Annotated in this window: 24 protein-coding genes and 1 tRNA gene; 19 read left to right on the forward strand and 6 right to left on the reverse strand. The window is 72.9% G+C overall.

Going from position 1 to position 26022, the window contains the following annotated elements; genetic code table 11:
- Nucleotides 1–28 precede the first annotated feature (28 nt).
- Nucleotides 29–631 carry a gamma carbonic anhydrase family protein gene (locus ACFV3I_RS07200; protein WP_136036014.1) on the forward strand — a complete coding sequence of 201 codons (603 nt, stop codon included), beginning with the start codon at nt 29–31 and terminating at the stop codon, nt 629–631.
- A 63-nt stretch (nt 632–694) separates the two neighbouring features.
- Here ACFV3I_RS07200 and gdhA read toward each other — a convergent pair whose 3' ends face one another.
- A complete protein-coding gene (gdhA, locus tag ACFV3I_RS07205) occupies nt 695–2065 on the reverse strand; it encodes an NADP-specific glutamate dehydrogenase (protein WP_378822640.1) in 1371 nt (456 codons plus the stop codon).
- Nucleotides 2066–2196: 131 nt separating this feature from the next.
- Nucleotides 2197–4797, reverse strand: coding sequence for a phosphoenolpyruvate carboxylase (locus ACFV3I_RS07210; RefSeq protein ID WP_378823210.1), 2601 nt, complete (start codon nt 4795–4797; stop codon nt 2197–2199).
- 174 nt (nt 4798–4971) lie between these two features.
- Here ACFV3I_RS07210 and nhaA point away from each other — a divergent pair, with 174 nt between their 5' ends.
- The 4 genes from nhaA to ACFV3I_RS07230 all read left to right on the forward strand — a co-directional run bounded on the left by nhaA (nt 4972) and on the right by ACFV3I_RS07230 (nt 9030).
- Nucleotides 4972–6177, forward strand: coding sequence for a Na+/H+ antiporter NhaA (nhaA, locus tag ACFV3I_RS07215; protein ID WP_136044974.1), 1206 nt, complete (start codon nt 4972–4974; stop codon nt 6175–6177).
- Nucleotides 6174–6839 carry a MazG family protein gene (locus ACFV3I_RS07220; RefSeq protein WP_378822641.1) on the forward strand — a complete coding sequence of 222 codons (666 nt, stop codon included), beginning with the start codon at nt 6174–6176 and terminating at the stop codon, nt 6837–6839. Before nhaA ends, ACFV3I_RS07220 begins: the two co-directional genes overlap by 4 nt.
- A 69-nt stretch (nt 6840–6908) precedes the next feature.
- Entirely contained in the window at nt 6909–8171 is a 1263-nt protein-coding gene (gene hisS, locus ACFV3I_RS07225; protein WP_240744635.1) for a histidine--tRNA ligase, read from the forward strand.
- 55 nt (nt 8172–8226) lie between these two features.
- The gene (locus tag ACFV3I_RS07230) at nt 8227–9030 is read left to right on the forward strand and encodes an SGNH/GDSL hydrolase family protein (protein ID WP_378822642.1); all 804 of its coding nucleotides are present in this window, start codon (nt 8227–8229) and stop codon (nt 9028–9030) included.
- On the opposite strand, the gene ACFV3I_RS07235 is transcribed toward ACFV3I_RS07230, so the two are convergent.
- Nucleotides 9002–9538 carry a glyoxalase/bleomycin resistance/extradiol dioxygenase family protein gene (locus ACFV3I_RS07235; RefSeq protein ID WP_136033413.1) on the reverse strand — a complete coding sequence of 179 codons (537 nt, stop codon included), beginning with the start codon at nt 9536–9538 and terminating at the stop codon, nt 9002–9004. The two genes, ACFV3I_RS07230 and ACFV3I_RS07235, sit on opposite strands and share 29 nt — an antisense overlap.
- Before the next feature lie 95 nt (nt 9539–9633).
- Between ACFV3I_RS07235 and ACFV3I_RS07240 the strand changes: the two genes are divergently transcribed.
- Nucleotides 9634–10413, forward strand: a complete 780-nt coding sequence (locus ACFV3I_RS07240) for a helix-turn-helix domain-containing protein (protein WP_378822643.1) — start codon at nt 9634–9636, stop codon at nt 10411–10413.
- Here ACFV3I_RS07240 and ACFV3I_RS07245 read toward each other — a convergent pair.
- Together ACFV3I_RS07245 and ACFV3I_RS07250 are read right to left on the reverse strand one after the other, a co-directional pair.
- Entirely contained in the window at nt 10389–11645 is a 1257-nt protein-coding gene (locus ACFV3I_RS07245) for an APC family permease (RefSeq protein WP_378822644.1), read from the reverse strand. The genes ACFV3I_RS07240 and ACFV3I_RS07245 overlap by 25 nt on opposite strands.
- Before the next feature lie 41 nt (nt 11646–11686).
- On the reverse strand, nt 11687–12157 hold the full coding sequence (locus ACFV3I_RS07250; RefSeq protein WP_136033419.1) for a PaaI family thioesterase: 471 nt from the start codon (nt 12155–12157) through the stop codon (nt 11687–11689).
- A gap of 100 nt (nt 12158–12257) precedes the next feature.
- Here ACFV3I_RS07250 and ACFV3I_RS07255 point away from each other — a divergent pair, with 100 nt between their 5' ends.
- The 11 genes from ACFV3I_RS07255 (at nt 12258) to ACFV3I_RS07305 (ending at nt 23264) form a co-directional block, all read left to right on the forward strand.
- Entirely contained in the window at nt 12258–12689 is a 432-nt protein-coding gene (locus ACFV3I_RS07255; RefSeq protein WP_378822645.1) for a GntR family transcriptional regulator, read from the forward strand.
- Nucleotides 12686–13756 (forward strand): DUF1648 domain-containing protein, encoded by a 1071-nt coding sequence (locus tag ACFV3I_RS07260; protein ID WP_378822646.1) that lies wholly within the window; start codon nt 12686–12688, stop codon nt 13754–13756. The genes ACFV3I_RS07255 and ACFV3I_RS07260 overlap by 4 nt, the downstream gene beginning before the upstream one ends.
- The gene (locus ACFV3I_RS07265; RefSeq protein ID WP_378822647.1) at nt 13753–14745 is read left to right on the forward strand and encodes a CPBP family intramembrane glutamic endopeptidase; all 993 of its coding nucleotides are present in this window, start codon (nt 13753–13755) and stop codon (nt 14743–14745) included. The genes ACFV3I_RS07260 and ACFV3I_RS07265 overlap by 4 nt, the downstream gene beginning before the upstream one ends.
- 4 nt (nt 14746–14749) lie before the next feature.
- The gene (locus tag ACFV3I_RS07270; RefSeq protein WP_378822648.1) at nt 14750–15409 is read left to right on the forward strand and encodes an O-methyltransferase; all 660 of its coding nucleotides are present in this window, start codon (nt 14750–14752) and stop codon (nt 15407–15409) included.
- A 126-nt stretch (nt 15410–15535) separates the two neighbouring features.
- Complete coding sequence (gene eno / locus ACFV3I_RS07275; protein ID WP_136033431.1) at nt 15536–16816, forward strand: phosphopyruvate hydratase; 1281 nt, start codon at nt 15536–15538, stop codon at nt 16814–16816.
- 75 nt (nt 16817–16891) lie between these two features.
- A complete protein-coding gene (locus tag ACFV3I_RS07280) occupies nt 16892–17458 on the forward strand; it encodes a septum formation initiator family protein (RefSeq protein WP_378822649.1) in 567 nt (188 codons plus the stop codon).
- Between the two features lie 47 nt (nt 17459–17505).
- Complete coding sequence (locus ACFV3I_RS07285) at nt 17506–18045, forward strand: DUF501 domain-containing protein (protein WP_136033433.1); 540 nt, start codon at nt 17506–17508, stop codon at nt 18043–18045.
- Nucleotides 18042–19358 carry a S8 family serine peptidase gene (locus ACFV3I_RS07290; protein ID WP_136033435.1) on the forward strand — a complete coding sequence of 439 codons (1317 nt, stop codon included), beginning with the start codon at nt 18042–18044 and terminating at the stop codon, nt 19356–19358. Before ACFV3I_RS07285 ends, ACFV3I_RS07290 begins: the two co-directional genes overlap by 4 nt.
- A 25-nt stretch (nt 19359–19383) precedes the next feature.
- Nucleotides 19384–20877 (forward strand): NAD(P)/FAD-dependent oxidoreductase, encoded by a 1494-nt coding sequence (locus ACFV3I_RS07295; protein WP_378822650.1) that lies wholly within the window; start codon nt 19384–19386, stop codon nt 20875–20877.
- A gap of 207 nt (nt 20878–21084) precedes the next feature.
- Complete coding sequence (locus ACFV3I_RS07300) at nt 21085–22146, forward strand: hypothetical protein (RefSeq protein ID WP_378822651.1); 1062 nt, start codon at nt 21085–21087, stop codon at nt 22144–22146.
- A 224-nt stretch (nt 22147–22370) separates the two neighbouring features.
- The gene (locus ACFV3I_RS07305) at nt 22371–23264 is read left to right on the forward strand and encodes a cation-transporting ATPase (RefSeq protein WP_378803548.1); all 894 of its coding nucleotides are present in this window, start codon (nt 22371–22373) and stop codon (nt 23262–23264) included.
- Between the two features lie 13 nt (nt 23265–23277).
- On the opposite strand, the gene ACFV3I_RS07310 is transcribed toward ACFV3I_RS07305, so the two are convergent.
- Nucleotides 23278–23350 (reverse strand) — tRNA-Leu (locus tag ACFV3I_RS07310).
- A gap of 102 nt (nt 23351–23452) precedes the next feature.
- Here ACFV3I_RS07310 and ACFV3I_RS07315 point away from each other — a divergent pair.
- Together ACFV3I_RS07315 and ACFV3I_RS07320 are read left to right on the forward strand one after the other, a co-directional pair.
- Nucleotides 23453–24700, forward strand: a complete 1248-nt coding sequence (locus tag ACFV3I_RS07315; RefSeq protein ID WP_378803549.1) for an alanine racemase — start codon at nt 23453–23455, stop codon at nt 24698–24700.
- Nucleotides 24697–26010, forward strand: a complete 1314-nt coding sequence (locus ACFV3I_RS07320) for a D-arabinono-1,4-lactone oxidase (protein WP_247638548.1) — start codon at nt 24697–24699, stop codon at nt 26008–26010. The genes ACFV3I_RS07315 and ACFV3I_RS07320 overlap by 4 nt, the downstream gene beginning before the upstream one ends.
- The last annotated feature ends 12 nt before the right edge of the window (nt 26011–26022 follow it).

Genomic DNA, 26022 nt, shown 5'->3' on the forward strand with positions numbered 1-26022 from the left:
GCGGGGGCCCCGGGGCTAGTCTGGCCGCATGTTGTACGAGCACCTCGGGGCTCGCCCCCGCATCCATGACACCGCCGTCGTCGCCCCCACCGCCGTGATCTCCGGCGATGTGGAGGTCGGTCCGGGCTGCCAGGTGCTGCACGGCGCCGTGATCACCGCCGAGGGCGGCCCGATCACGCTCGGCGCACACGTGATCGTGATGGAGAACGCGCTGATCAGGGCGACCGCGGCGAACGCGGTGCACATCGGCGACCACACCCTCGTCGGCACGCTCGCGAGCATCGCCGGCGCGACCGTGGGCGAGGAGGTGTTCTTCGCCTCGGGCGCCCGCATCTTCAACGGTGCTCTGGTGGGCAGCCGCTGCGAGGTGCGCGTCAACGCGATCGTGCACCGGCGCGCGGTGCTGCCCGAGGGGACGGTCGTGCCGATCGGATGGGTCGCGGTCGGCGATCCGGTGCAGCTGCTCTCGCCGGACCGGGCGGAGGAGATCGCGGCGGCGCAGCCCGAGCTCGACTTCCCCGGGCACGTGTTCGGGGTCGACCGGGACACCCCCGACCTCATGGTGCAGCTCACCGAGCGCTACGGGAGCTCCCTCGCGCGGCACGCGGACGACCGCCCCGTCGGTCCGTAGCCGCGCGGGCGCGCAGAGACGAAGCCGAGCACCCCGCCGATGCCCGGCTTCGCCGGCTCGATGTCAGATGACGCCCTGCGCGAGCATGGCAGCGGCGACCCTCTCGAATCCTGCGATGTTGGCCCCCGCGACGTAGTCGCCGGGAACCCCGTACCGTTCCGCGGCGTCGAACGCGGCGCCGTGGATATCCGCCATGATCTCACGGAGCTTGCTCTCGCTGTCGGCGAAGGTCCACCGCTGGCGCGAGGCGTTCTGGCTCATCTCCAGCGCGGAGGTGGCCACACCGCCCGCGTTGGCCGCCTTGCCGGGGGCGAACAGCACACCCGCCCGCTGGAACGCCTCGACGGCCTCGGGCACGCACGGCATGTTGGCGCCCTCGGAGACCGCCTGCACACCGCCGGCGATCAGCGCCTCGGCGTCGGCCAGGCTCACCTCGTTCTGCGTGGCGGACGGCACGGCGATGTCGACCGGCACCTCCCACACGCTGCCGCCCTCGACGAACCGTGCGCTGGGGCGGCGGCGGGCGTACTCGACGATGCGGGCGCGCTCGACCTCCTTCAGCTGACGCAGCAGGTCGAGGTCGATGCCGGCGTCGTCGACGACGTAGCCGGAGGAGTCGGAGGCGGTGACCGCGGTCGCGCCGAGCTGCGCGGCCTTCTGGATCGCGTAGAGGGCGACGTTGCCGGAGCCGGAGATGCCGACGCGCTTGCCCGCCAGCGAGTCGCCGCGGACGGCGAGCATCTCCTGCGCGAAGAACACGGCGCCGTAGCCGGTGGCCTCCGTGCGCACCTCGGCGCCACCCCAGCCGGTGCCCTTGCCGGTGAACATGCCCGACTCGTGGCGGTTGGTGACCTTGCGGTACTGGCCGAACAGGAAGCCGATCTCGCGGCCGCCCACGCCGATGTCGCCCGCGGGGACGTCGGTGTGCTCGCCGAGGTGGCGGTACAGCTCGTTCATGAACGACTGGCAGAAGCGCATGACCTCGGCGTCGGACTTGCCGTGCGGGTCGAAGTCGGAGCCGCCCTTGCCGCCGCCGATGCCCTGACCGGTGAGCGCGTTCTTGAAGATCTGCTCGAAGCCGAGGAACTTGATGATCGACAGGTTCACCGAGGGGTGGAAGCGCAGTCCGCCCTTGTACGGGCCGAGCACGGAGGAGAACTGGATGCGGTAGCCGCGGTTGACCTGCAGCTTCCCCGCGTCGTCGACCCACGGCACGCGGAACAGGATCTGCCGCTCGGGCTCGACCAGGCGCTCGAGGATGCCGCCGTCGACGTATTCCGGGTGGCGCTCCAGCACGGGGGCGATCGAGTGCAGCACCTCGTGCACGGCCTGGTGGAACTCCGGCTCGTGCGGGCTGCGGGAGAGCACCGTGTCGAACACGGGCTGCACGGAGTCGGCGAGCGGATGGAAGTCGGCAATGGTCGTGACGGTCACGCGGGAAGGACTTTCTGGTGGGGGATGGAGTGCTGGCGATCGTGTCGCGTCAGGGCGGTGCCGGTTGGGCCGAGCTCTCACTCTAGCGTCGGCGCCCGAGGGCCCCGCGCCACGCGACGGGCGGCCGCGGCTCAGCCGGTGTTCTGCAGTCCGGCCGCGACGCCGCTCACCGAGAGCAGCAGGAGGCGCTGCTGTTCCGCGTCGGCGCCCGAGCCCTCCGGCTGCGGCGCGGCCGAGCGCAGGGCACGGAGCGCGCGCAGCTGCAGCAGCGACAGCGCGTCGACGTAGGGGCTGCGCAGCTGCACGGCGCGCTGCAGCACGGGCTTGTTCTCGAGCAGGCCGTCGCCGCCGGTCAGCCGCACGACCCACTGGCGCGTGAGCGCGAGCTCGTCGAGCACGAGCGCCGCCAGGTCGTCGCGGTCGCCGAGGGCCAGGTACTGGCGGGCGATGCGCTCGTCGGTCTTGGCGAGGCTCATCGCGACGTTGTCGACCATGGTGTGCAGCAGCGGCCACTCGCGGTACGCCTCACGCAGCAGGTCCTGGTCGCCGACGGCCTCCAGGGCGGTGCCGAGACCGAACCAGCCGGCGAGGTTGATGCGCGCCTGGGTCCACGCGAACACCCACGGGATCGCCCGCAGGTCTTCCAGCGACTCGACCGACAGTCCGCGTCGGGCGGGGCGGGAGCCGAGTGCCAGCAGCCCGATCTCCTCCATCGGGGTCACCGTGGCGAACCACGGCGCGAAGCCCTCGGCCTTGACGAGCGAGAAGAAGCGCTCGCGGGAGGCCGCGTCCATCGTGGCGGCCACCTCGGCGTAGCGCTCGGCCGCGCGGCTGGTGCGCTCCTCCACCGTGGGGGAGGAGGCGAGCAGCGTGGCGGCGGTGACCTGGTCGATGTGCCGCATGGCGATCGCGGGCTCGCCGTAGCGCGCGAAGATCACCTCGCCCTGCTCGGTGAGCTTGAACCGGCCGTCGACGGAGTGCGGCGGCTGGGCGAGGATGGCGGAGTTGGCGGGGCCGCCGCCGCGCCCGAGGGCGCCGCCGCGACCGTGGAACAGCGTGAGCTCGATGCCCGACTCCTGCGCCCAGTGGGCGATGGTGGCCTGCGCCGCGTACAGCGCGAGGTTCGCGGCGACCGGGCCGACGTCCTTCGACGAGTCGGAGTAGCCGAGCATCACCTCGAGGCGGTTGCCGGTCGCGGCCATCCGCTCGCGGAACTCGGGGAACGTGACGACCTCGGCGAGGATCGCCGGCGCGGCCTGCAGGTCGGCGAAGGTCTCGAACAGCGGCACGACATCGAGCACCGGGGCGTCGTCGCCGAGGGCGTACCGGGCGAGGCGGTGCACGTTCGCGAGGTCGGACGCGGCCTGGGTGAACGAGACGACGTAGCGCCCTGCCGCCCGCAGCCCGCGGTCGCGCTGGATGTCCGCGATCGCACGGAACACCTCCAGCACCTCCTCGGTCTGGGCGCTGATCGGGCCGCCCGCGTCGAGCTCGGCGAGGGCCGTGGCGTGCACCTGGGAGTGCTGGCGCACCTCGAGCTCGGTCAGGTGGAAGCCGTAGGTCTCCACCTGCCAGATCAGGTGCTGCACCCCGCCGAACGCGTGCCGACGGGCGCCGGCCGCGGCGAGCGAGGACTGCACGGCACGCAGGTCGGCCAGCAGCTCGTCCGGTCGGGTGTACGCGTGCTCGCTGTCCCCGAGCCGGGTCGCGGCCACCCGCCGCGCGAGCACGAGCAGCACGCGGCGGTGCGGCTCCTCCGGCGACCGGGCGGCGAGCTCGGCGGCGACCTCGGGCTCGGCGGCCGCGAAGGCCTCCCACAGCGCGACGACCTCCGCGCTCGGGGGCGTGTCGTCGGCCGAGAGCGTGAGCGTGCGGCCGATCCGGTCCAGCGCGCGCTCGAGTCCGCGCAGCACATGGTCGGAGGCGATCTGCGAGGCCTCGCGCGTGACGGCCGCGGTGACGAACGGGTTCCCGTCGCGGTCGCCGCCCACCCACGAGCCGATGCGCACGAAGGAGGGCACCACGGGCGCGCTGGCTCCGGACTCCTCGCCGCGCAGTGCGTCGTCGATGCGGCGGTACACGTGCGGCACCGTCGTGAAGAGCGTCTCGTCGAACACGCCCATGACGGTGCGGACCTCGTCGGTCGGGGAGGGCTTCTGCGCGCGCAGCGGGGCGGTGCGCCACAGCGTGTCGATCTCCTCCAGCATGCGACGGCGGGCGCGGTGCTCCTCGGCACCGCCCGCGCTCGCGGCGTCGTGCTGCGTGAGCAGGTCCGACAGGCGGCGGATGCTCGACGACACCGCACGGCGGCGGGCCTCGGTCGGGTGCGCCGTGAACACCGGGTGGAAGCGCAGACCGGCGAGACGGCGGCGCGCCTCGTCCTCGCCGACCTCGTCGCGCAGGCGCGCGTAGGCCGTGGCGACCGTGTCGCTCGCGTCCTCCCGCCCCGGCTGGCCGGCCCGCTCGCGCAGCACGCGCACGCGCTGGTGCTCCTCGGCGAGATTCACCAGGTGGAAATAGCAGGTGAACGCCCGCGCGACCTCGTCGGCGCGGGCGATCGTGAACGACTCGGCGATCGCCGCGGCCCGCTCGAACGCGTCGGAGGTCTCGTCCTCGTAGGCCTGGATCGTCGCGAGGCGCAGACGCTCGACGTCGTCGAACAGGTCGTCGCCGCCGGCCTCGCGGAGCACCTGGCCGAGCAGCTGGCCCAGCATCCGCACGTCGGACCGCATGGCATCGGGAATGCCGCGACCGGCTTCGAAGCGACCGATCACGCGGATGGCCTCGGTGGGCGTCGGCTCGGAGAAAGCGGGGGAATCGGGGGTCACCCTCCGAGAGTATCCCGGGGTGAGAACGCCTCTTGCACGCATGACGGCCGGAGGACACCGCCGCCTACGATGGAGACGATGCGCATCACAGCGAACCCCCTCCGCGGTCAGCAGTTCCCCGCCGTCCTCCTGCTCGTCGCGGCCGGACTGGGGCTCCTCCTCGCGAACCTGCCCACCCACGACGCGATCGCGGGGCTGCTGGACGCGCACCTCGCGGTGCCGGGCACGGCGCTCGACCTGTCGATCGCGCACTGGGTCTCGGACGGTCTGCTGGCGGTGTTCTTCCTGGTGGTCGCGATCGAGCTGCGCCACGAGCTGACCCACGGCGAGCTCGACTCCCCGCGCAAGGCCGTGCAGCCGGCGATCGCCGCGACCGGCGGGGTGCTGGTCCCCATCCTGGTGTACCTGCTGATCGCGGGCGGCCCGGAGACGGCGTCCGGCTGGCCGATCCCCACCGCGACCGACATCGCCTTCGCGCTCGGTGTGCTGGCGATGTTCGGCCGCGGCCTTCCGTCGCGCGTGCGGGTGTTCCTGCTGGCGCTCGCGATCCTCGACGACATCATCGGCATCGTGTTCATCGCGGTGCTATTCGCGCACGACGTGCAGTGGCTCCTGTTCGTGCTGGCCCTGGTCGGTGTGGCCGTGTTCTGGGTGCTCAGCCGGCTCCTGCACGCGAAGGGGCATCCGCTGATCGCGGTCGCGATGACCGTGGTCGGTGTGGTGACGTGGGCGCTCGTGGCGTCGTCCGGCGTGCACGCCACGATCGCGGGGGTCATGCTGGGGCTGGTGATGGCGCCGGTGCCCGCCGGCCGTACGCGGCACGCGCTCGAGCCCACGGTCAACGGGGTGATCCTGCCGGTGTTCGCATTCGTCGCGGCGTTCGTGGTGATCCCCGCGGTGGCGCCGACGGAGCTGTCGCCCGCGTTCTGGGCCATCGTGGTGGCCCTCCCGGTCGGCAAGATCGTCGGCATCACGGTGTTCGGCTGGTTCGCGATGCGCATCCGCCCGCGGGGAGCCGATCCGGCGCTGCCCTTCGCCGACATCGTCGCGGCGGGAGCGCTCGGCGGCATCGGCTTCACGGTGTCGCTGCTGCTCGCGAACCTCGCGTTTGCCGCCGACGCGGGCCTGCGCGACCAGGCGATCCTCGGGGTGCTGGTCGGCTCGCTCCTGGCACTGCTGCTCTCGGCGGTGATCGTGTCGCTGCGGGCCCGCTGGTACCGTCGCCTCGCCGGTGCCCCGTCCGGAGAGCGGGTCGCATCGGACCGAGGAGCGGAGGACGCATGAGCGGGTCTGCCGACGAGTCGCGGCCTGACGTGGATGCGCTGCGGGCCGCGGCCGACACCATGCGGGCCGTGCGCGAGCGCTGCGTGTGGTCGCAGCGCATCACCCACCGCGACCTGGTGCCGTACCTGATCGAGGAGTCGCACGAGGTGATCGACGCCGTGGAGTCCGGCACCCGCGACGATCTGCGCGAGGAGCTGGGCGACCTGCTGTGGCAGGTGCTGTTCCACGCCGCGATCGCCGCGCAGGACCCCGACGATCCGTTCGACATCGACGACGTGGCCGCCACGCTCACCGAGAAGATGGTGCGCCGTCATCCGCACGTGTTCGGCGACGAGGTCGCCACCACGCCGGAGGAGGTGCTGATCCACTGGAACGCGGCGAAGGCCGCGGAGAAGCGCACGCGGCGCAGCGTGCTCGACGGCGTGCCACGGGGGATGCCGGCGCTCGCCCTGGCGCAGAAGCTGGTCGGGCGGGCCGCGGGGGCGGGTGTCACGGTGCCGCAGAGCCCCGTCGCGGCCACTCCGGCGTCCGAGGCGGAGGTCGGCGACGCGCTCCTGGCGCTGGTCGCGACCGCGCGCGCCGAGGGGTGGGATGCCGAGCGGGCGCTACGCGAGCGGCTGCGGCTGCTGGAGGACGAGGTGCGCGGGGCGGAGGCCGACTGACCCGACGCGCGGGTGCCGCCGACGACCTGGGAAGATGGACGGGTGGCTACTGTGAACCCGCCGCGCGGCATGCGCGACTTCCTCCCCGCCGACAAGGCCCGCCGTGAGCGCGTGCTCTCCGTGATCCGCGAGCGCTACCGCGCGCACGGGTTCGACGAGATCGAGACGCCCGTGGTGGAGGAGTACGAGCGGCTGCACGCGGGCATCGGCGGCGACAACGAGAAGCTGTCGTTCGCGATCCTGCGCCGCGGTCTCGACGCCGACGCGATCCGCGCCGCGGCCGACGACCCCGCCGCGCTGTCCGACCTGGGGTTGCGCTACGACCTGACGGTGCCGCTGGCGCGCTTCTACGCCAGCAACCGCGGGCAGCTCCCCGGTGTGTTCCGCTCCGTGCAGATCGCGCCGGTGTGGCGGGCCGAGCGGCCGCAGAAGGGCCGCTACCGCCAGTTCGTGCAGTGCGACATCGACATCATCGGGGATGCGTCGGGGCGGGCCGAGGCCGAGCTGCTCGTCGCATCGCTCGACGCCGTCGACGCGCTGGGGCTCGAGGGTGCCACCGTGCGCATCAACGACCGCCGCCTGCTCGACTGGATGCTGGGCCACCTGGGCTTCACGACCGAGGAGCGCCCGCAGGTGCTGATCACGATCGACAAGCTCGACAAGATCGGGCCGGAGGGGGTCGCGGCCGAGCTGCGCGAGCGCGGGGTCACCGCGACCGCCGTCGCCGCGTTCGAGGAGTTCCTCCGCCGCCCGCAGACGCTGGAGTACCACCCGTACGGGGAGCGGCAGATCCGCAAGGCGCTGCCCGAGGGCGTCCCTGATGAGCTCATCGCGCACCTCACCGGCATCGGCGAGGCCGTGGCGGCCGCACGCCCCGTGGTCGCGGAGCACGTCGAGATCCCGCTCGTGTTCGACCCGTTCCTCGTGCGCGGCATGGGGTACTACACGGGCACGATCTTCGAGCTCGCGCACCCCTCCGTCGGGTACTCGCTCGGCGGGGGCGGGCGCTACGACGGCATGATCGGCCGGTTCCTGAAGCAGGACGTTCCCGCGGTGGGCTTCTCGCTCGGGTTCGAGCGGCTGGTCGACCTGGTCTCCGCCGACCCCGACACCGAGGCGCAGGCGATCGTCCTGGTCCACGATGCCGACGTGCCGGTGGGCGAGCTGGTCGCCCGCAAGGCCGAGCTCGTGGCGAGGGGGGCGCGCGTGCGGCTCGAGCAGCGCACCAAGAACCTCAAGGCGCTGCTGGAGCGTGCGGCCGCCGACGGCTACACCCACTTCGCGAGCGTGCGGGCGGGCTCCGACGAGCTCGAAGTCAAGACGCTCGGCTGATCCGGGGCTCGGTGGTGTTCACCGGGCGTTCACGGCGGTCGACTCGAATCGGGTCGTGCGTCGCCTCCGTCCCGTGTTCGCCGCCGTGTCCGCCGTCGCCCTGCTGACTGCGGTGCTGCGCCTCGTGCTGGTCCGTCAGGCCGCGCTCGCGCGACGGCGCATCGGCAAGCCGCTCGGGGAGGTGTCGCTCGATGCCGACCGGCTCTGGCGGCCGGGGCTCGACGGCGCCCCGCTCGACCTGCTGCTGGTGGGAGACTCGCTCGCGGCGGGGCTGGGGGCGCAGCGCCCCAAGCAGACCCTGGGCGGACGACTCGCCAAGGCGCTCGCGCGTGGTCTGGGGCGTCCCGTGCGCCTGCGTACGGTGGCGAGGGTCGGCGCGGAGTCGCGCGACCTCGCGACGCAGCTGGACGCGTTGCCGCCCGGTTACCGTCCGCACGTCGCGGTGGTCGTGGTGGGCGGGAACGACGTGACGCATCGCCTGCCGGTCGCCGAGTGCGCGCGGCACCTGGAAGACGCGGTGCGGCGGCTGCGCGACCTCGGCGCCGGGGTCGTGGTGGGCACCTGCCCGGATCTGGGGGCGCTCCGCGCGGTGCCGCAGCCGCTGCGCCGCATCGCCTCGAGCCTGTCGCGTCGGCTCGCCGCCGTGCAGGCGGAGGCGGCCCGCCGCGCGGGGGCCGAGCCGGTCGATCTGCGCCGCGCCGTGGGGCCGTTGTTCTTCGACGAGCCGGAGGCGATGTTCAGCCTCGACCGGTTCCACCCGAGCCCGCTCGGCTACCGGCGCACCGCGGAGGCGCTGCTTCCCGCCGTGCAGCGGGCGACCGTCGTCGCGCTCAGCTCGCGTCGGCCTGCCCCGCGCTGAACGACGCCGCCCATTCGGCGACGCGGCGCGCGCTCTCCTCGTCCGAGAGGTCTTCGACCCTGGTCATGATCGACCATCGCACGCCGAAGGGGTCGCGGATGCTGGCGAAGCGGTCGCCCGACACGAAGTGCATCGCGGGCTCGCGCACGGTGGCGCCGGCGGCCACGGCGCGCTCGACCACGGCGTCGACGTCGGGCACGTAGAGGCCGAGGGAATAGCAGGCGTCGTCGCCGGCGGGCGGCGGCACGAGGTGGTAGTCGGGACTGGGCTCGCCCAGCTGCAGTCGACCGGTGCCGAAGTCGAGGTCGGCGTGGGCCACGACATCGCCGAACTCGGTCACGTCGATCACGCGGGCTCCGAACACGTCGCGGTAGAACGCGAGCGCACCGGCGGCGTCGGGGATCGCGAGGAACGGGGTGAGCGAGGTCACGCCGTGCGGGCGGCCGTCGGTCGTGTGCGCACCGGTCACGCCGGTGACGGGCAGGTCTGCGGGTGTCTGATCGGTCATGTCGCCACGGTAGATCGCGCGGCGCGCCGGGCGCTTGAAGATGCGCGACACGGGCGCCACGGCGTCGCGTCGGCGGTGCCCCCTACGCTGAGCGCATGGTGAATCCGACCAGGGGTGTGCTGTATCCCGCGCGATTGCCGCAGTTCCACCGCCTGCCCGCTCCGCCCGAGGTCCGGCACCTCGTGGCGTGGTTCTGGATCCCGGAGTGGGACATCGAGCCCGGACGCTCCTCCCGGCAGGAGGTGGTGTCGTATCCGGCGCTCAACCTCGTGGTCGAGCCCGACGCCGTGACGCTGTCCGGCGCGACCACGCGCCTCTTCCACCGCGACCTGAGTGGGCGCGGGTGGGCCGTCGGCGCCCTCCTGCGTCCGGCAGCGGTGCCCGCGCTCGAGCCCGATCCGGCAGCCCTCGTCGACACCGCCCGCGCGGTCGCGGCACCGGAGCTGCACGACGGGGTGTCGGCGGCGATGCGCGCGGGGGAGGGGCACCGGGAGCGCGCGGTCGCGGCGTTCTCCCGCTGGCTCGTGGCGAACGCGCCGGCGGACGACGACGATGCCCGAGGTGCGAACGCCGTGTTCGACGCCCTGTTCGGCGACGGGGCGGCGCTGACCCCCGATGAGGCCGCGACGCGCCTGGCGGTGTCGGTGCGCACCCTGCAGCGCCTCACCCGACGGCACGTGGGGCTGTCGCCCGCGGCCATGATCCGTCGCCGACGGTTGCAGGAGGCCGCGCAGCGCGTGCGCGATGAGCCCGCGGTCGACCTGGCGTCGCTCGCGGCGGAGCTCGGGTACGCCGACCACGCGCACCTGACCCGGGACTTCCGGGCCGTGCTGGGCATCGCTCCGCGGGGCTACCGTTCCGCGCTGCGGGAGTGATCGGCGCGCCGTTCGAGCCGCAGCCGCACGAGTCGATAGGCCACCCCGGCGACCACCACGGCCGTTCCGATGAGGGACGCCGCCACGGGCAGCGTGTTCACGAGCACCAGGCAGCCGAGCGCGCCGACCACCTGGAGCGCGCGCGGCGACCGCCGGGCGGCACCGCGCTGACGGAAGGCCGCGGCATTGGCGATCAGGTAGTAGAGCAGCACCCCGAACGAGGAGAAGCCGATCGCGGTGCGCAGGTCGGCCGTCAGCACCAGCGCGATCACGAGCGCCGCGAGCACGAGTTCCGCGCGCTGGGGCACCTGATGCCGGGCGTCGATGCGGGACAGGAACCGCGGCAGATCGCCCTCCCTGGCCATCGCGAGCACCGTGCGTCCGATGCCGGTGAGCAGCGCCAGGAGCGCCCCGAGGGACGCGGCCGCCGCGGCGATCCGCACCAGGGGCGTCGCCCACGACCAGCCGGCGGCGACGAGCACGTCCGCCAGCGGCGCGGTCGCGCCCCGCACCTCGGCGCCGAGCACCAGCACCACGGTGAGGCCGACCAGCGCATAGACGACCACCGCGCCGCCGAGGGCCAGGGCGATCGCGCGGGGGATCGTGCGCGCGGGGTCGGCGACCTCCTCGCCCATCGTCGCGATCCGGGCGTAGCCGGCGAATGCGAAGAACAGCAGCCCGGCTCCCTGGAGCACGCCGTACGCGGTCGCGTCGGGCAGCGGGGCGGGGGTCGAGGTGGGAGCGGCGCCGAGCCCGAGGATCACCACGACCGCGAGCCCGAGCAGGGAGCAGGCGACGAGGATCCGGGTCAGCAGCGCGGTGCGGGTGACGCCGAAGCAGTTGACGACCGCGAGCGCCGCGACGGCGAGCACCGCGACCGGCGTCTGCCAGGCGGGCGGGACGGCGTAGGCGGCGAACGTCATCGCCATGGCCGCGCAGCTCGCGATCTTACCGATCACGAAGCTCCAGCCGGCGACGAAGCCCCACCACGGGCCGATCTCGGCGCGCGCGTAGGCGTACGTGCCGCCCGCGACCGGGTGGACGGCGGCGAGCTGTGCCGACGCGGTGGCGTTGCAGTAGGCCACGACGGCGGCGATCGCGAGGGCGATCAGGATGCCGCTGCCCGCGACGCCGATGGCCGGGGCCCACACGGCGAACACGCCGGCGCCGATCATCGAGCCGAGGCCGATCGCGACGGCGTCGGCGAGGGTCAGGCGTCGGGCGAGGGGCACGCGGCCATCGTCCCACGTGCCGGTGAACGGCCGGTGTCGCGTCAGCGGCGGGCGGCGGTGACGCGCTTCTTCTCGCGGATGTACACCTGGCGCCGCACGCTCGCCACGGTGTCGCCGTCGCGGTCGGTGATCACGGTCTCGAACCACTCGAGCACCTTGCCGCCGCCGTGGGCGCGCTGCCGCAGCTCCTCCGCCTTCTCCCGCGGCACCGAGAACTCGGCCGTGAGCACGCCGCGTCCCGGCTTGAGGAACTCGATCTCGCCGCGGGTGTCCCACACCACGTAGTCGCGCCCGAGCTGGTGCATCACGAGCATGAAGAAGTACGGGTCGGTCATGGCCGACATGGAGCCGCCGAACGCCGTCTTGACGTAGTTGCGGGTGAAGACGTTGACGTGCAGCTCGACGGTCGCGTGGGTCCAGTCCTCGCTGAACCGGCGCACGCGGATGCCGCTGAACAGGTTCGGGATCCACAGGCTCATGCCGACCGCGAGGCGGCGGGGGGTGATGCGCATGAGGTCAGTGTGGAGGATGCGGCGGCGACCGGCGAAGACGTCTGGAGGGTTGGCACAGTTGTTCTAGTTGACATAGAATAAGTAGCGATAGGAGGTCGCCATGCTGATCCGCGTCGACGTCGACAGTCCGCACGCGCTGTACGACCAGGTCGCCGCGTCCATCCGGGCCGACATCCTGGCGGGCGCGCTCACCCCGGGCGACCGGCTGCCCGCGGCGCGCGACGTCGCGAGCGCGCTCGACATCAACCAGCACACGGTGCTGCACGCCTACCAGCGGCTGCGCGACGAGGGTCTCGTCGACCTCCGGCGCGGCAGGGGCGCGGTGATCGCGGCCTCCGCGGCCCCGCTGGTCGAGCTCGCGCACGAGATCGACGGACTCGTCCGTCGTGCCGCCGCGGTGGGGGTCTCCGCCGAGACGCTCGCCGGCATCGTCCGCACCCACCGCGCTCCCGTCGACGACCGGACCGCCCGCGCCGCACAGCGGACCACACCGCGCACCACACCGCGCACCACAGAGGAGGATTCGCCATGACGACCCACGACCTCACCCGCACGCCGCCCGCGCTGCTGCGGCGGGCGCGCCTCCTCTTCGTCCTGGTCGCGGTCGCCGCACCCGTGGTCATCACGGCCATCGCCGCCGCGGTGCTGCTGTCCTGGCTGCCCTCGCTCCCCGGCACCGTCGCGGTGCACTGGGGTCTCGACGGCGCCGACCGCTTCGGTGCCCCGATCGTCTACCTCTGGCTGCTCCTCGGCGTCGGGCTCGGCCTCCCGCTCCTGATGGCCGCGACCACGCTCGCCGCGGTGGCTGCGCACTGGGGCGGAGCCGCCCGGCTGATGGGTGCGCTCGCGGCCGGCATGTCCGGGTTCGCGGCGGTGCTGAGCCTCGGGTCGCTGTGGATCCAGCGCGACCTCGCGTCGACCGCCGAGGTCCCGGGCATCGGCGTCGTGACGGCGCTCGCGTTCGCCGCTCTCCTCGTCACCGGAGGTGTCGCCTGGCTCATTCAGCCCAGGGTGAGGCCCGAGCCCGGGCGCACGCTCGAGCCGCGGCACGTCGTGCGGGTGGCCGACGGGGAACGGGTGGTCTGGGTGGGCACCACAACCATGCCCCGCGGGGCCCTGGCCTTCCTTCTGGTCGTCCTCCTCGGGCTGATCGCGCTGGCGGTGTGGATGCTCGCGGGCGGCATCACCGGGGCGTGGATCGCGGTCCTGGTGACCGTGGTGGTGGCGTTCGCCGTGGCCGCGACGGCGTCGTTCCGGGTGCGTGTGACACCCGAGGGCCTCACGGCGCAGGCTCCGCTCGGCTGGCCGCGTCAGCGCATCCCGGTCGACCGCATCGTGTCCGCGCGAGCCGTGACCGTCTCGCCGTTCGGGGAGTTCGGCGGATGGGGGTGGCGCTTCTCGCCGGACGGCCGCAGCGGCATCGTGATGCGACAGGGCTCCGCGATCGAGGTGGCGCGCCGCGACCACGGACCGTTCATCGTGACGATCGACGGGGCGGAGGAGGCCGCGGCACTGCTGCAGGCCTACGTCGATCGGGCCGCCGCGCGGACGGACCACGGGGGAGGGCCCGACGGGGCGACCGAGAGGAGCGGACGATGACCGTCGACGACACGACACGCGACGCGGAGGGAGCCGTGACGCGCGTGCCGTGGGCCGCGGTGATCGTGTTCATCGCGACAGCCTGCGGGCTCGCCTGGCTGGTCGCCCTGCCGCTCTGGCTGGGTGCGGGGCTCGCCGAGCCGATCTCGACGCTCCTGCTGCCGGCCATGATGCTGACGCCCGCCCTCGCGACGGTGCTCGTGGTGTTCGTGATGCGGGTGCCCAGGCCGGGTGCGCGCCTGCGCTTCCTGGGGCTCTGGCCGCTGCGCCCGGCGAAGCGCGTCGTGTGGCTCCTGGTCGCGGCGTGGCTGATCCCCCCGCTGCTGGTGGGGCTCGGCATCCTGGTCTCCGCCGCCCTCGGCTGGGTGCGGCTCGACCCGACGTCCGGGGCGTTCGCGGCCGAGCTGGCACGGGCGCTCCCCGCCGGCACGCCGATGCCGCCGGTCGAGGTCGTGGTGTTCGCGCAGCTCGCGATGATCCCGCTCGGCGCGCTGGTCAACGCGGGGTTCGCGTTCGGTGAGGAACTGGGGTGGCGCGGGTGGCTGCTGCCCGCCCTGCGTCCGCTGGGCACCTGGCCGGCGCTGCTGCTCAGCGGCGTCATCTGGGGTCTCTGGCACAGTCCGGTGATCCTGCTCGGCTACAACTTCGGTCGCACCGACGTCACCGGCGTGCTGTTCATGGTCGGCGGGTGCGTCGCGTGGGGTGTGCTGTTCGGCTGGCTGCGCCTGCGCTCCGGGTCGGTGTGGCCGGCGGTCGTCGCGCACGGTTCGCTGAACGCCGCAGCCGGGATGGTGGTGCTGTTCGCCGCGACACATCCCGACCTCGCGCTGGCGGGACCGCTGGGTGTCGCGGCCTGGCTGGTCGCGGCGGTGGTGATCCTCGTGCTGCTGCTGACCGGGCAGTTCCGGGTGCAGCCGCCGCTCGCGCCGCGGCGAGCCGGAGCAGCGGCGGCGACGCTTGACGCGCCGCGTGCGCCGGGGGTTGGCTGAGCGCATGGACTCCACCCCCGCCGCCTGGGCCGACGCCGACACCTTCCTCGCCGAGCAGCTCCTGGAGCCCGATCCCGCGCTCGACGCGGCGCTCGCCGCCCAACGGGCCGCGGGGCTGCCCGAGATCGAGGTCGCGCCCCTGGCGGGCAAGCTGCTGAACCTGCTGGTGCGGTTGAGCGGGGCGCGGCGGGTGCTGGAGATCGGCACGCTCGGCGGCTACTCCACGATCTGGCTCGCACGCGCCGTGGGGGAGGAGGGACGGGTCGTGACGGTCGAGGCCGAGGCGGACAACGCCGCGGTGGCCAGGGCGAGCCTCGATGCGGCCGGTGTCGGCGAACGGGTGGACATCCGCATCGGCCGCGGCGCCGACGTGCTCCCGACGCTGGTGGGCGGGTTCGACCTGGTGTTCATCGACGCCGACAAGGAGTCCAACACCGTGTACCTGGACTGGGCCGCGCGGCTCGGTCATCCCGGCACCGTGGTCGTGCTCGACAACATCGGCCGCGACGGTGAGATCGTGCGCGAGGACTCGACCGATCCGAAGGTCATCGGCACCAGGGAGGGCCTGCGGATGCTGGCGGAGGACCCGCGGTTCGACGCGACCGCGCTGCAGACCGTGGGGCTGAAGGGCTGGGACGGCGTCGCACTGGCCCTCGTGGTCTGACCCGGCCCGCGCGCGGCATCCACTCGGCGCCGCCTGTCACCCCGGCGCCGTCCGAGCCCGGGGCTAGACTGGGGCGCGGATCGACGACGCTCCACACAACCTTTTCCCTGAGCAAGGAGCACATCAGTGGCACTGATCGAGGCTGTAGGCGCACGCGAGATTCTCGACTCGCGCGGAAACCCGACCGTCGAGGTGGAGGTGCTCCTCGACGACGGCATCGTGCAGCGTGCGGCCGTGCCGTCCGGTGCGTCGACCGGCGCCTTCGAGGCGTACGAGCTGCGCGACGGCGACAAGAGCCGCTACGGGGGCAAGGGCGTGCGCAAGGCCGTCGAGGCCGTGATCGACGAGCTCGGCCCGGCGCTCGAGGGCGTGGAGGCGAGCGAGCAGCGCATCGTCGACGAGATCCTGATCGAGGTCGACGGCACCGAGAACAAGAAGCGCGTCGGCGCGAACGCCATCCTCGGCGTCAGCCTTGCGGTCGCGAAGGCCGCCGCCGACTCCGCAGACCTCCCGCTGTTCCGCTACCTGGGCGGCCCCAACGCGCACGTGCTGCCCGTGCCGCTGTTCAACGTGATCAACGGCGGCGAGCACGCCGACAACGGCATCGACATGCAGGAGTTCTTCCTCGCTCCGATCGGCGCCGAGACCTACTCCGAAGCGCTGCGCTGGGGCGTCGAGACCTACCACGTGCTGCGTGCCGAGCTGAAGGCCGCCGGCTACGCCACGGGCCTCGGCGACGAGGGCGGCTTCGCCCCCGACCTGCCCAGCAACCGCGAGGGCCTCGATTTCCTGGTCAAGGCCATCGAGAAGGCCGGGTTCACCCCGGGCACCGACATCGCGCTGGGCCTCGACGTCGCCGCCACCGAGTTCTTCAACGACGGCGTGTACCGCCTCGACAACAAGGACTGGGACGCCGCGGCGCTGACTGAGTACTACGTCGGCCTGGTGAACGACTTCCCGATCGTCACCATCGAAGACGCGCTCGCCGAAGACGACTGGGACAACTGGAAGCACCTCACCGAGGCGCTCGGCTCGAAGGTGCAGCTGGTCGGCGACGACCTGTTCGTCACCAACCCGCAGCGTCTCGCCGACGGCATCGCCCGCGGCGTGGCCAACTCGCTGCTGGTGAAGGTCAACCAGATCGGCACGCTCACCGAGACGTTCGACGCGGTCAGCCTGGCGCAGCGCTCCGGCTACACGGCCATGCTGTCGCACCGCTCCGGCGAGACGGAGGACACCACGATCGCCGACCTCGTGGTCGCCACGAACGCGGGTCAGATCAAGGCGGGTGCCCCGGCGCGCAGCGAGCGCGTCGCGAAGTACAACCAGCTGCTGCGCATCGAGGAGGAGCTCGGCGACGCCGCGGTCTTCGCCGGCCGCTCTGCGTTCCCGCGCTACCGGGCCTGAGCGCACACACAGTGACAGAGCCGCGTGAGCCGCGGCAGGACGACGCCGCCGAGGCGGCATGACGGAGGAGGAGCCGTGGCACGACGACCGGCTCCTCCTCCGTCGTTGTCGAACGCGTCTCCGCGCCCCGCGACGGCCAAGACCGCACGGCCGGCACCGTCCGCGAAGCCGGGGCGTCGAGCGCCACGGAGCGCGGAGGGCGCCGCGCCGCGGGTGGACGTGCGGGAGTGGGCGTCGGGGATCCGACTGTCCGCATTCTCTGCGATCATGCTGTCGCTCGTGGTGCTCGGCGCCTGGGTGCTGGTCCCCACGCTCGGGACGTTCATCGACCAGCGGCAGAAGATCGCGGCGCTGGAGGCCTCGGTGCAGGTCAGCGAGGCCGAGATCGCCGCGCTCTCCGCCGAGCGCGATCGGTGGGACGATCCCGCCTACATCACGACCCAGGCGCGCGAGCGCCTGTATTACGTCAAGCCCGGCGAGGTCGTGTACCTGATCGACAACGACCTCGATCCGTCGGCGCTGCCGCGGGAGCAGGAACCGGTGAGCGACACCCTGGAGGAGCGCCCCGCGGACTGGATGCCGCAGCTGCTGCGCACGCTCGTGTCCGCCGGCCTCAGCGACACCGTGGCCGTCACCCGCTGAGCTTCCGCTCCGAGCATCCTCCCTGGAGCCTCCCCTACGCTGGTGTGGTGACGACGCCCCCGTTCCCCGCCCCCACGCCCGCCGAACTCGCCGTCGTGTCCGCGCAGCTCGGCCGCCCCGCGCGGGGAGTGGTCGGGATCGCGGCGCGGTGCCGCTGCGGCAACCCGACGGTGGTCGCCACCACGCCGCGGCTTCCGGACGGGACGCCGTTCCCCACGTTCTACTACCTGACCCATCCCGCGGCGACCGCGGCCATGTCGACGCTCGAGGCCACGCATGTGATGCCGGAGCTCGCCGCTCTGCTGGACGACGATGCGGAGGTCGCCGAGGCGTATCGCGCGGCGCACGACGCGTACCTGGCCGATCGCGCGCAGTTCGGTGAGGTTCCGGAGATCGACGGCATCTCGGCGGGCGGCATGCCCACCCGCGTCAAGTGCCTGCACGCTCTCGCCGGGCACGCCCTCGCGGCCGGCCCCGGTGTGAACCCGATCGGCGACGCGGCGCTCGAGCGCTCGTCCTGGTCGCCCGAGGTCTGCCGCTGCGAGGACCCCGGTGCGGCTGTGCGCGAGGCGGCGCGCTCGGCATGACCGGACGGCGGATGCTGCGCAGCGTGGTCGCCGCCGCCGCGGTGGCGACGACGGTGCTGCTGCTGGGGTCGAGCGCGACGGCGGCGACGCCGCCGCCGATCCCGGACGACCCCGCCGACCCGGTGCGCGCGGCGGAGTACTGGCTCGACGGCGCGCGGATCCGCGAGGCGTGGCAGACGACGCGTGGCGAGGGTACGACCATCGCGGTGATCGACACGGGCATCGGCAAGGTCCCGCAGACGTTCGGCGACGCGGTGGTCGGCGGCACGGACGTCTCCGGCACGGGCACGCCGGATGGACGGACGCCGCTGGGCGCGATCGACGGCAACCACGGGTCCTGGGTGGCGTCCCTCGCCGCCGGTCGCGGCGCCCCCGACGGCACCGGCATGATCGGCGTCGCCCCGGAGGCCAAGCTGCTGTCGGTGTCCGTGGGCTTCGGCGCGGCGGCCGCCGTGCCCTTCACGGAGCAGGTGGCGAAAGCGATGCGGTGGGCGGTGGACAACGGGGCCGACATCATCAACCTCTCGTTCACCACCAACACCCTGGACTGGGACGAGAGCTGGGACGACGCGTTCCTCTACGCGTTCGAGCACGACGTGGTCGTGGTGGTCGCGGCGGGCAACCGGGGGAGCGGCACGAACATCATCGGCGCTCCCGCCACGATCCCCGGTGTGCTCACGGTGGGCGGTGTCGATCAGACGGGGACCGCGAGCATCGAGGCATCGACGCAGGGCATCACGATCGGGATCTCGGCGCCCAGTGAGGGCCTGCTCGGTGTCTCGGCCGACGGGGAAGTCGTCAAGTGGAACGGCACGAGCGGTGCGGCACCGATCGTGGCGGGGATCGCCGCGCTCATCCGGTCGGCACATCCCGACATCTCCGCGAACGACGTGATCAACCGCATCATCAAGACGGCGATACCCGTACCCGATGCGCAGAAGCCCCGCGATCCGCTCTACGGCTACGGGCTGGTCGATGCTGCCGCGGCGATCTCGGCCACCCTTCCCTCGGTCGACACGAACCCGATGGGCGACCTGGCGGAGTGGATCCGGCTGTTCCGCCGAGCCGAGAGCGAACCGGCGCCGCAGCCCGAGCTGACCCCGGTCGCCGTGCCTCCGCTTCCCGATGCGGATCAACCGAGCGAGGCCGGCTCACCGCTGCTTCCCAGCGCCGAATCACTGCGCTACGGTACCCTGCCGCTCGTCGCACTCACGGTGCCTGGTATCCTGATAGCGCTTGGCGTCACCGCAGCTGCCCGGCGCATCCGATCGGCGCGCGTTCCCGTACGCCACAATCCCGACTCCGAGGAGTAGTTCTTCTGTGCCTCAGAACAGCACTGTGCCCAAGATCCTGATCGTCGGCGGGGGCTACGCAGGTTTCTACACCGCGTGGAAGCTCGAGAAGCACCTGCGCAAGGGTGAGGCCGACGTGACCATGGTGGACCCGCTGCCGTACATGACGTACCAGCCGTTCCTTCCCGAGGTCGCCGCCGGTTCGATCGAGGCACGTCACTCGGTGGTCGCCCACCGCCGCCACCTCAAGCGCACGCGCGTGCTCACCGCCAAGGTGACCAACATCAACCACGCGCAGAAGACCGTGACGATCACGCCGCCCGTCGGCGAGCCGTACGAGTTCGCGTACGACCAGATCGTGGTCACCGCGGGTGCCGTCTCGCGCACGTTCCCGATCCCGGGCATCGCCGACAACGCGATCGGTCTCAAGACCATCGAAGAGGCCGTGGCGATCCGCGACAAGGTCATGTCGAACTTCGACAAGGCCGCCTCGCTTCCCGCCGGTCCCGAGCGCGACCGTCTGCTGACCGTGGTCGTCGTGGGTGGTGGCTTCGCCGGCATCGAGGTGTTCGCCGAGCTGCGCTCGCTGGCCTCGTCGCTCGTGAGCAAGTACCCGCAGATCCACTTCGAGGACACGCACTTCCACCTGATCGAGGCGATGGGGCGGATCATGCCCGAGGTGTCGCTCAAGACCAGCGAGTGGGTGCTCAAGGACCTCGCGAAGCGCGGCGCCAACGTGCACCTCGACACGCAGGTCACGGGTGCGATCGACGGCAACGTCGAGCTCTCGACGGGCGAGGTCATCCCGACCGACGTGATCGTCTGGACCGCGGGCGTCATGGCCAACCCGACCGTCGTGCGCGGCGGCGACCTGCCGATCGAGGAGCGCGGTCGCATCCAGACCCGCGCCGACCTGCGCGTTGGCACCCCGGAGGCCTTCGTCGAGGGCGCCTGGGCTGCCGGTGACGTCTCGGCCGTGCCCGACCTGTCGGGTGGTGGCGTCGGCGGATTCTGCGTGCCGAACGCGCAGCACGCGGTGCGTCAGGCCAAGCTCCTCGCGAAGAACCTGGTGGCGGTGCTCCGTGGCGAGGCGCCCAAGGAGTACTTCCACAAGAACCTCGGGGCCGTGGCCGGTCTCGGCCTGTACAACGGCGTCTTCCAGTCCGGCAAGATCGCCCTCAAGGGCTTCATCGCCTGGGTCGCGCACCGCGGGTACCACGGACTCGCGATGCCGACGTGGGAGCGCAAGTGGCGCGTGCTGTGGGGCTGGTGGAACAACCTGTGGCTCGGCCGCGACCTGGTCAACCTCGAGACCGTGCAGAACCCGCGCTACGTGTTCGAGGAGTTCGCGGCGCGTCCGCGTCCGGCGGCACCGGCCGACGCGGCCCCGGCGGCTGCTCCGGCGAAGTCGGCTCCGGCCGCGAAGGGGGCTCCCGCCGCGGAGACCCCGGCCGATGTGAAGCCCGCTCCGAAGAAGGCGGCGGCGAAGAAGCCCGCCGCGAAGGCTTCGGCGACAGCGGAGACCGCGCCCGTCAAGTGACGACGACACCGAACGGCCCCGTACGCGAATGCGTGCGGGGCCGTTCTCGTTCCGGGCCGGACGTATGAGGGTGGAGACGCCGCAAGAGTTGGCCACGTAACATGTCAGATTGTACGCTTTCCGGGAGCGTGGACAAGGCCGTGTGGGCGGCCGTGTGGATCGTGCGCGATGCGAGGAGACCAGGTGGCGACGCGGAGTGGGGGTTCGATGCCGACGCTCAGCGTCTCGATCCGCGCCCTGCCGGGGCTCGAGAACCGGGCGGTCGCCCTGGCGCACGAGCTCCGCAGCGCTCCCGTCCAGATCGTCTCCGACGGGATCGAACCGTCGGCGCGTCGCGGTTCCCCGCGTCCCGTCTGGCAGCCGTGGAGCCGCCGGGCGACTCATCATCTCGTGCTCTCGGGTGACGTGGACGCGCATCCGGCGCTTCTCGCTCAGGTCCGCGACGCGGTGAGGCGTCAGCCCGCCGCGGTGCTGAGCTTCTTCTCGGGGTGGGACACCTACGCGTCGCACGCGGTGCGGATCGCTGCCTTCGCCGGGCGGCCGTGGGTCGCCCCGCCGGGGAAGACGGCGTCCGTCGTCGCCACCGTTTTGCCGGTCGCGGTCGCCGCCGAGCTCGCCGCCGCCGACGACAGCGCTCCCGTCGACGATGGGGAAGCGCTGTTCCGAGTCATCCGATCCCGCGGCCTGTCCCACTTCGCCAGCAACCCCAGCCTCGTGCAGGTCGCCGACCTCCGCCCGGATGGCGCGGGGGCGGCGCGAGCAGAGCGCGCGACAGCGTTCCTTCCGACGGCGGAGGCACCGGCGGCGTGGTGGGCAGGGGATCCGCTTCCCACACCGATGCAGGTCCCGGCGATCCATGTGAGCGACGGCGAGCCGGTGTCATACGAGGCGCCCCTGGACGGAGATGATCGCTGGCGCATCCGGTCGAGGCGGGCGATCCCCGCTCCGCATTCGCGGCGGCTCACCCGCATCATCCGCGACCGCCTGCTGTGCACCGAGGTCGCCCGCAGCGATCTGCGTGCCGCGGCGTCGCTCCTGGGCGCGGCCTCGGTGCTGTGCGATCAGCTCCTGCTCGCGGCGCGCGCGGGGTCGTCGCCTCCGGAGGGCTTCGGGGAGCTGAGCGCTCGGGAGTCCGCCGGGACGCTCCCCCTCGGGGCGCTGGGACGCACGGTCGCGGCGCTCTCGGAGGACGGCGGGCGCACCGAGGTGCATGCGGCGTTCCTCGCCATCCGCGACGACGTGCTCGAGGTGCTCGACGATCTCGGCTGAGCGGGCAGTGGAGAGGATCCATAGCCCTGCCCGCTAGGGTTTCGAAGTGCAAGGGGAGTACTCCCGTCTGCAGCGTCGTCGTCACTACGGACATGACATCGTGTCCCGGCCCGCTGGCCCTTCCGGGCGGAGGAGACCTTGGCACCCGTTCGCGGGCTGCCCGGAGACCCCTGCCGATGCTGGACGTCGACCCTCCCGGTGGCCCGCCCCACGAAGGGATCACCATGGGAAAGCTCTCCCGACTCATCCGCCTCGCCTCCGACGCGCTCGACACGGGCGGCGCGACATCCTCGCGGCGGCCCGGGGACACGGGGCGGGAGTCCACCGATTGGGGCGGAATGATCCGCGGTGCGGTCGACCAGGTGCGCGGCACCCGCGACGCCTCGCCGTCCGCTGCACGACCGGGCGACCCGTACGCGCCGCCGCCCGCGCACGACGCGACCGCCCGTCGCGTCCAGGACCGGACACGACCCGCGGGGGCCTTCGCGCAGCCGCCCGCACCGCACCGCGGCGGATCCGCGCTCTCCCCGCAGGATCGTGCCGCGATCGCCCGGTACGACTACCTGATGCAGACGGCCGATCCTCAGCGCATCGAGCAGCTCCACCGCGAGGCGTTCGCGCGGCTCACCCCGCAGCAGCGCGAGGTCGTGGCGGCGCGCATGCAGCGGGAGCTCCCCGCGGGTGAGCGGCCGCGGTCGTCCGCCCCCGACGATCTGGCCAGGGCGGCCGGGCGGGCGGAGGCGATGCGACCGGGACGGATGCGCGGTCTGCTGTCCCGCGCGCGCGGCGTCGGGGCCGGCGGGGCTGCCGTCGCGGCGGGTGGTGCCGCCGTCGGTCTGCTCGGCGTCGTGGCCGGCGGTGCGGTGGTCAGCGCGGTCGCCGCGCCGCTGCTCGACCAGGCCGCATCGCTCGGCGTGGACTTCGGCGCCCTCGCAGAGGGCCTGGACGTCGAGGCGCTGGTATCCGGCGTCGATGTCGAGGCGCTGACGGGCGGCGCCGGAGATCTCCTGGGATCGGCGGGGGACGCGGTGTCCGGCCTCGGAGAGACCGCGACGGGCTGGGGCGACCGCCTGGGCGACCTGGGCGTCCCCGGGATCGGTGACCTGTTCGGGCGCTGACCCTCGGGTCCGGTGCCCCCGCTGGGACTCGAACCCAGACTGAGGCGATTTTAAGTCGCCTGCCTCTGCCATTGGGCTACGGGGGCCGCGTCGCCAGCCTAGCGCCGGCGAACGGCGGCCCCCGCACCCTCTGCGACGCGGTGTCAGGAGGGGTGAACCCGAGTGCGCTCAGGCCGTAGGGTGGGGGAGTGCTCGACCTCACCGATGAACTGAGCCCCGTCCAGGGCACCGCCGCGGTCGCCCCCGAGTGGGAGGATCCCGGCCGATACTGGCCCCGACTCTCGGCCGCCACGGGCCATCTGCCCGCCCCGGTCGCGGTGATCGACCGGGAGGCCCTCCGCTACAACGCGATGGATCTCCTCGTGCGGTCGGGCGGTCTGCCCATCCGCGTCGCCTCCAAGTCGGTGCGGGTGCGGGAGGTGCTGGATGCCGTACTGCGGCTGCCGGGCTTCCGGGGCATCCTCGCGTTCACGCTGGAGGAGGCGCTGTGGCTCGCCGAGACGCACGACGACATCGTCCTCGGCTACCCGACGGTCGACCGCGCCGCCCTGGAGCGGCTCGTCGCCGATGAGGCCGCGGCCCGACGGATCACCCTCATGGTGGACGATCTGGTGCACCTCGACCTCATCGACAGTATCGCCGGGCCGGGCTCTCGTCCCGAGCTGCGTGTCGCGATCGACGTCGATGCCTCGTGGCGCTCGCCGCTGCTGGGGCACATCGGCGTGCGGCGTTCGGCCCTGTTCTCCGCGGGTGAGGTGGCCGCGTTCGCGAGGAAGGTCGCGGCCCGTCCGGGGTTCCGGCTCGTCGGCCTGCAGATGTACGACGCGCAGATCGCCGGTCAGGGGGACGACGCGGGTCCGGACGCCCCGCTCATCCGTCTCGTGCAGTCGCGCTCGCGGGAGGAGCTGCGCGAGCGCCGGGCGGCGATCGCCGCGGCGGTCAGCGCCGTCGCACCCCTGGAATTCCTCAACGGGGGCGGCACCGGGTCGCTCGAGTTCACGGGCAGCGACGAGTCGCTGACCGAGGCGAGCGCGGGAAGCGGGCTGCTCGGCGGGCATCTGTTCGATGGCTACCGCTCGTTCCGGCCCGCGCCGGCCGCCGCGTTCGCGTTCGACGTCGTGCGGCGCCCGGCGGCCGACATCGCGACCGTGCTCGGCGGTGGCTGGATCGCCTCCGGGCCCGCGGTGGCCTCGCGGCAGCCGCTCCCGGTGTGGCCGGCGGATCTCCGCACGCTGCCTCGGGAGGCCGCGGGCGAGGTGCAGACCCCCCTCCGCGGGCCGAACGCCGCGACGCTCGGCGTGGGCGATCGGGTCTGGTTCCGCCACGCGAAGAGCGGCGAGCCGGCCGAGCGGATCGACCGCTATCACCTGGTGTCGGGCGACGAGGTCATCGACGAGCTGCCGACGTACCGCGGCGAGGGGAAGGCGTTCCTGTGACGCGCATCGGCGGCACCTGGCAGAACTGGGGCCGCTCGGCGTCGGTGCGTCCCGTCCGCGTCGAGCGCCCGCGCAGCCCCGAGGGCGTGCAGCGCGCCGTGCGGGCCGCCGCGAAGCAGGGCCTGACGATCAAGGCGGTCGGCGCCGGCCACAGCTTCACCGGGATCGCCGTCGCCCCCGGCGTGCTGCTCGAACTGGACGACCTGCAGGGGCTCGTGTCCGCAGACGCCGCATCCGGACGTGTGAGCCTCCTCGCCGGTACCCGCCTGCACCGGATCCCCGGGCTGCTCGCGCCGTACGGCCTGGCGATGCAGAACCTCGGCGACATCGACCGGCAGTCGATCTCCGGGGCCATCTCGACCGGCACGCACGGAACCGGTGCGACGTTCGGCGGGCTCGCGACCCAGGTCGTCGGCGTCACGCTGATCACGGCCGCGGGCGAGTTCCTCCGGATCGACGAGCAGCACCAGCCCGAACTTCTGCCCGCGGTGGCCGTGGGTCTCGGGGCTCTGGGCATCATCGTCGAAGTGACGCTGCAGTGCGTCCCGTCGTTCGTCCTGCACGCGATCGACGAGCCCGTGCCGCTCGACGACGTGCTGTCGTCCGTGCACGAGCGTGTCGCCGCGTCCGACCACTTCGAGTTCTACTGGTTCCCGCACACCGACGTCGCCCTCACCAAGCGGCAGACGCGGCTTCCGGAGTCGACGGTCCGCAAGCCGCTGCCCGTCGTGGGCCGGTGGGTGGACGAGAGTCTGCTCTCCAACGGCGTGTACCGCGTGGTGTGTGCGGCCGGTCAGCTGGTGCCGGCGGTCACGCCGCCGTTCAGCCGCCTGGCCGTCCGGCTCACGGGCGATCGCGAGTACACCGATCTGTCGCACCGGGTGCTCACCCAGAGCCGCACGGTGCGGTTCCGCGAGATGGAGTACGCGATCCCCGCGGACGCGGTCGTCCCCGCCTTCCGCGCGGTGCAGCAGCTGATCGCGGACCGCGGCTGGCGGATCGAGTTCCCGATCGAGGTGCGTTTCGCCGCCGCGGACGACCGCTGGCTCTCCACGGCACACGGGCGCGCCAGCGCCTACATCGCCGTGCATCGCTATTGGCGCGCCGATCCCACGGCGTACTTCGAGGCCGTGGAGCGGATCATGAGGGAGCACGGTGGCCGGCCGCACTGGGGGAAGCTGCACACGCAGGACGCGGAGTCGCTGCGCGCGGTGTACCCGCGGTTCGACGACTTCGTGGGGCTGCGGGACCGGCTCGACCCCGAACGGCGCTTCACCAACCGCTACCTGGACCGGGTGCTCGGCGCGTGATGCGGCCGGCGG

Source organism: Microbacterium sp. NPDC059771 (assembly GCF_042732495.1).
GTDB lineage: Bacteria > Actinomycetota > Actinomycetes > Actinomycetales > Microbacteriaceae > Microbacterium > Microbacterium sufflavum.

What these genes read in the sequence shown, in the direction of transcription:
- ACFV3I_RS07200 (WP_136036014.1), top strand. Translation starts at nt 29, where the DNA reads ATGTTGTACGAGCACCTCGGGGCTCGCCCCCGCATCCATGACACCGCC.
- ACFV3I_RS07210 (WP_378823210.1), bottom strand. Translation starts at nt 4,797, where the DNA reads ATGCGGTCCGACGTGCGGATGCTGGGCCAGCTGCTCGGCCAGGTGCTC.
- nhaA (WP_136044974.1), top strand. Translation starts at nt 4,972, where the DNA reads ATGCGCATCACAGCGAACCCCCTCCGCGGTCAGCAGTTCCCCGCCGTC.
- ACFV3I_RS07220 (WP_378822641.1), top strand. Translation starts at nt 6,174, where the DNA reads ATGAGCGGGTCTGCCGACGAGTCGCGGCCTGACGTGGATGCGCTGCGG.
- hisS (WP_240744635.1), top strand. Translation starts at nt 6,909, where the DNA reads ATGCGCGACTTCCTCCCCGCCGACAAGGCCCGCCGTGAGCGCGTGCTC.
- ACFV3I_RS07235 (WP_136033413.1), bottom strand. Translation starts at nt 9,538, where the DNA reads ATGACCGATCAGACACCCGCAGACCTGCCCGTCACCGGCGTGACCGGT.
- ACFV3I_RS07240 (WP_378822643.1), top strand. Translation starts at nt 9,634, where the DNA reads ATGGTGAATCCGACCAGGGGTGTGCTGTATCCCGCGCGATTGCCGCAG.
- ACFV3I_RS07250 (WP_136033419.1), bottom strand. Translation starts at nt 12,157, where the DNA reads ATGCGCATCACCCCCCGCCGCCTCGCGGTCGGCATGAGCCTGTGGATC.
- ACFV3I_RS07255 (WP_378822645.1), top strand. Translation starts at nt 12,258, where the DNA reads ATGCTGATCCGCGTCGACGTCGACAGTCCGCACGCGCTGTACGACCAG.
- ACFV3I_RS07260 (WP_378822646.1), top strand. Translation starts at nt 12,686, where the DNA reads ATGACGACCCACGACCTCACCCGCACGCCGCCCGCGCTGCTGCGGCGG.
- ACFV3I_RS07265 (WP_378822647.1), top strand. Translation starts at nt 13,753, where the DNA reads ATGACCGTCGACGACACGACACGCGACGCGGAGGGAGCCGTGACGCGC.
- ACFV3I_RS07270 (WP_378822648.1), top strand. Translation starts at nt 14,750, where the DNA reads ATGGACTCCACCCCCGCCGCCTGGGCCGACGCCGACACCTTCCTCGCC.
- ACFV3I_RS07290 (WP_136033435.1), top strand. Translation starts at nt 18,042, where the DNA reads ATGACCGGACGGCGGATGCTGCGCAGCGTGGTCGCCGCCGCCGCGGTG.
- ACFV3I_RS07300 (WP_378822651.1), top strand. Translation starts at nt 21,085, where the DNA reads ATGCCGACGCTCAGCGTCTCGATCCGCGCCCTGCCGGGGCTCGAGAAC.
- ACFV3I_RS07305 (WP_378803548.1), top strand. Translation starts at nt 22,371, where the DNA reads ATGGGAAAGCTCTCCCGACTCATCCGCCTCGCCTCCGACGCGCTCGAC.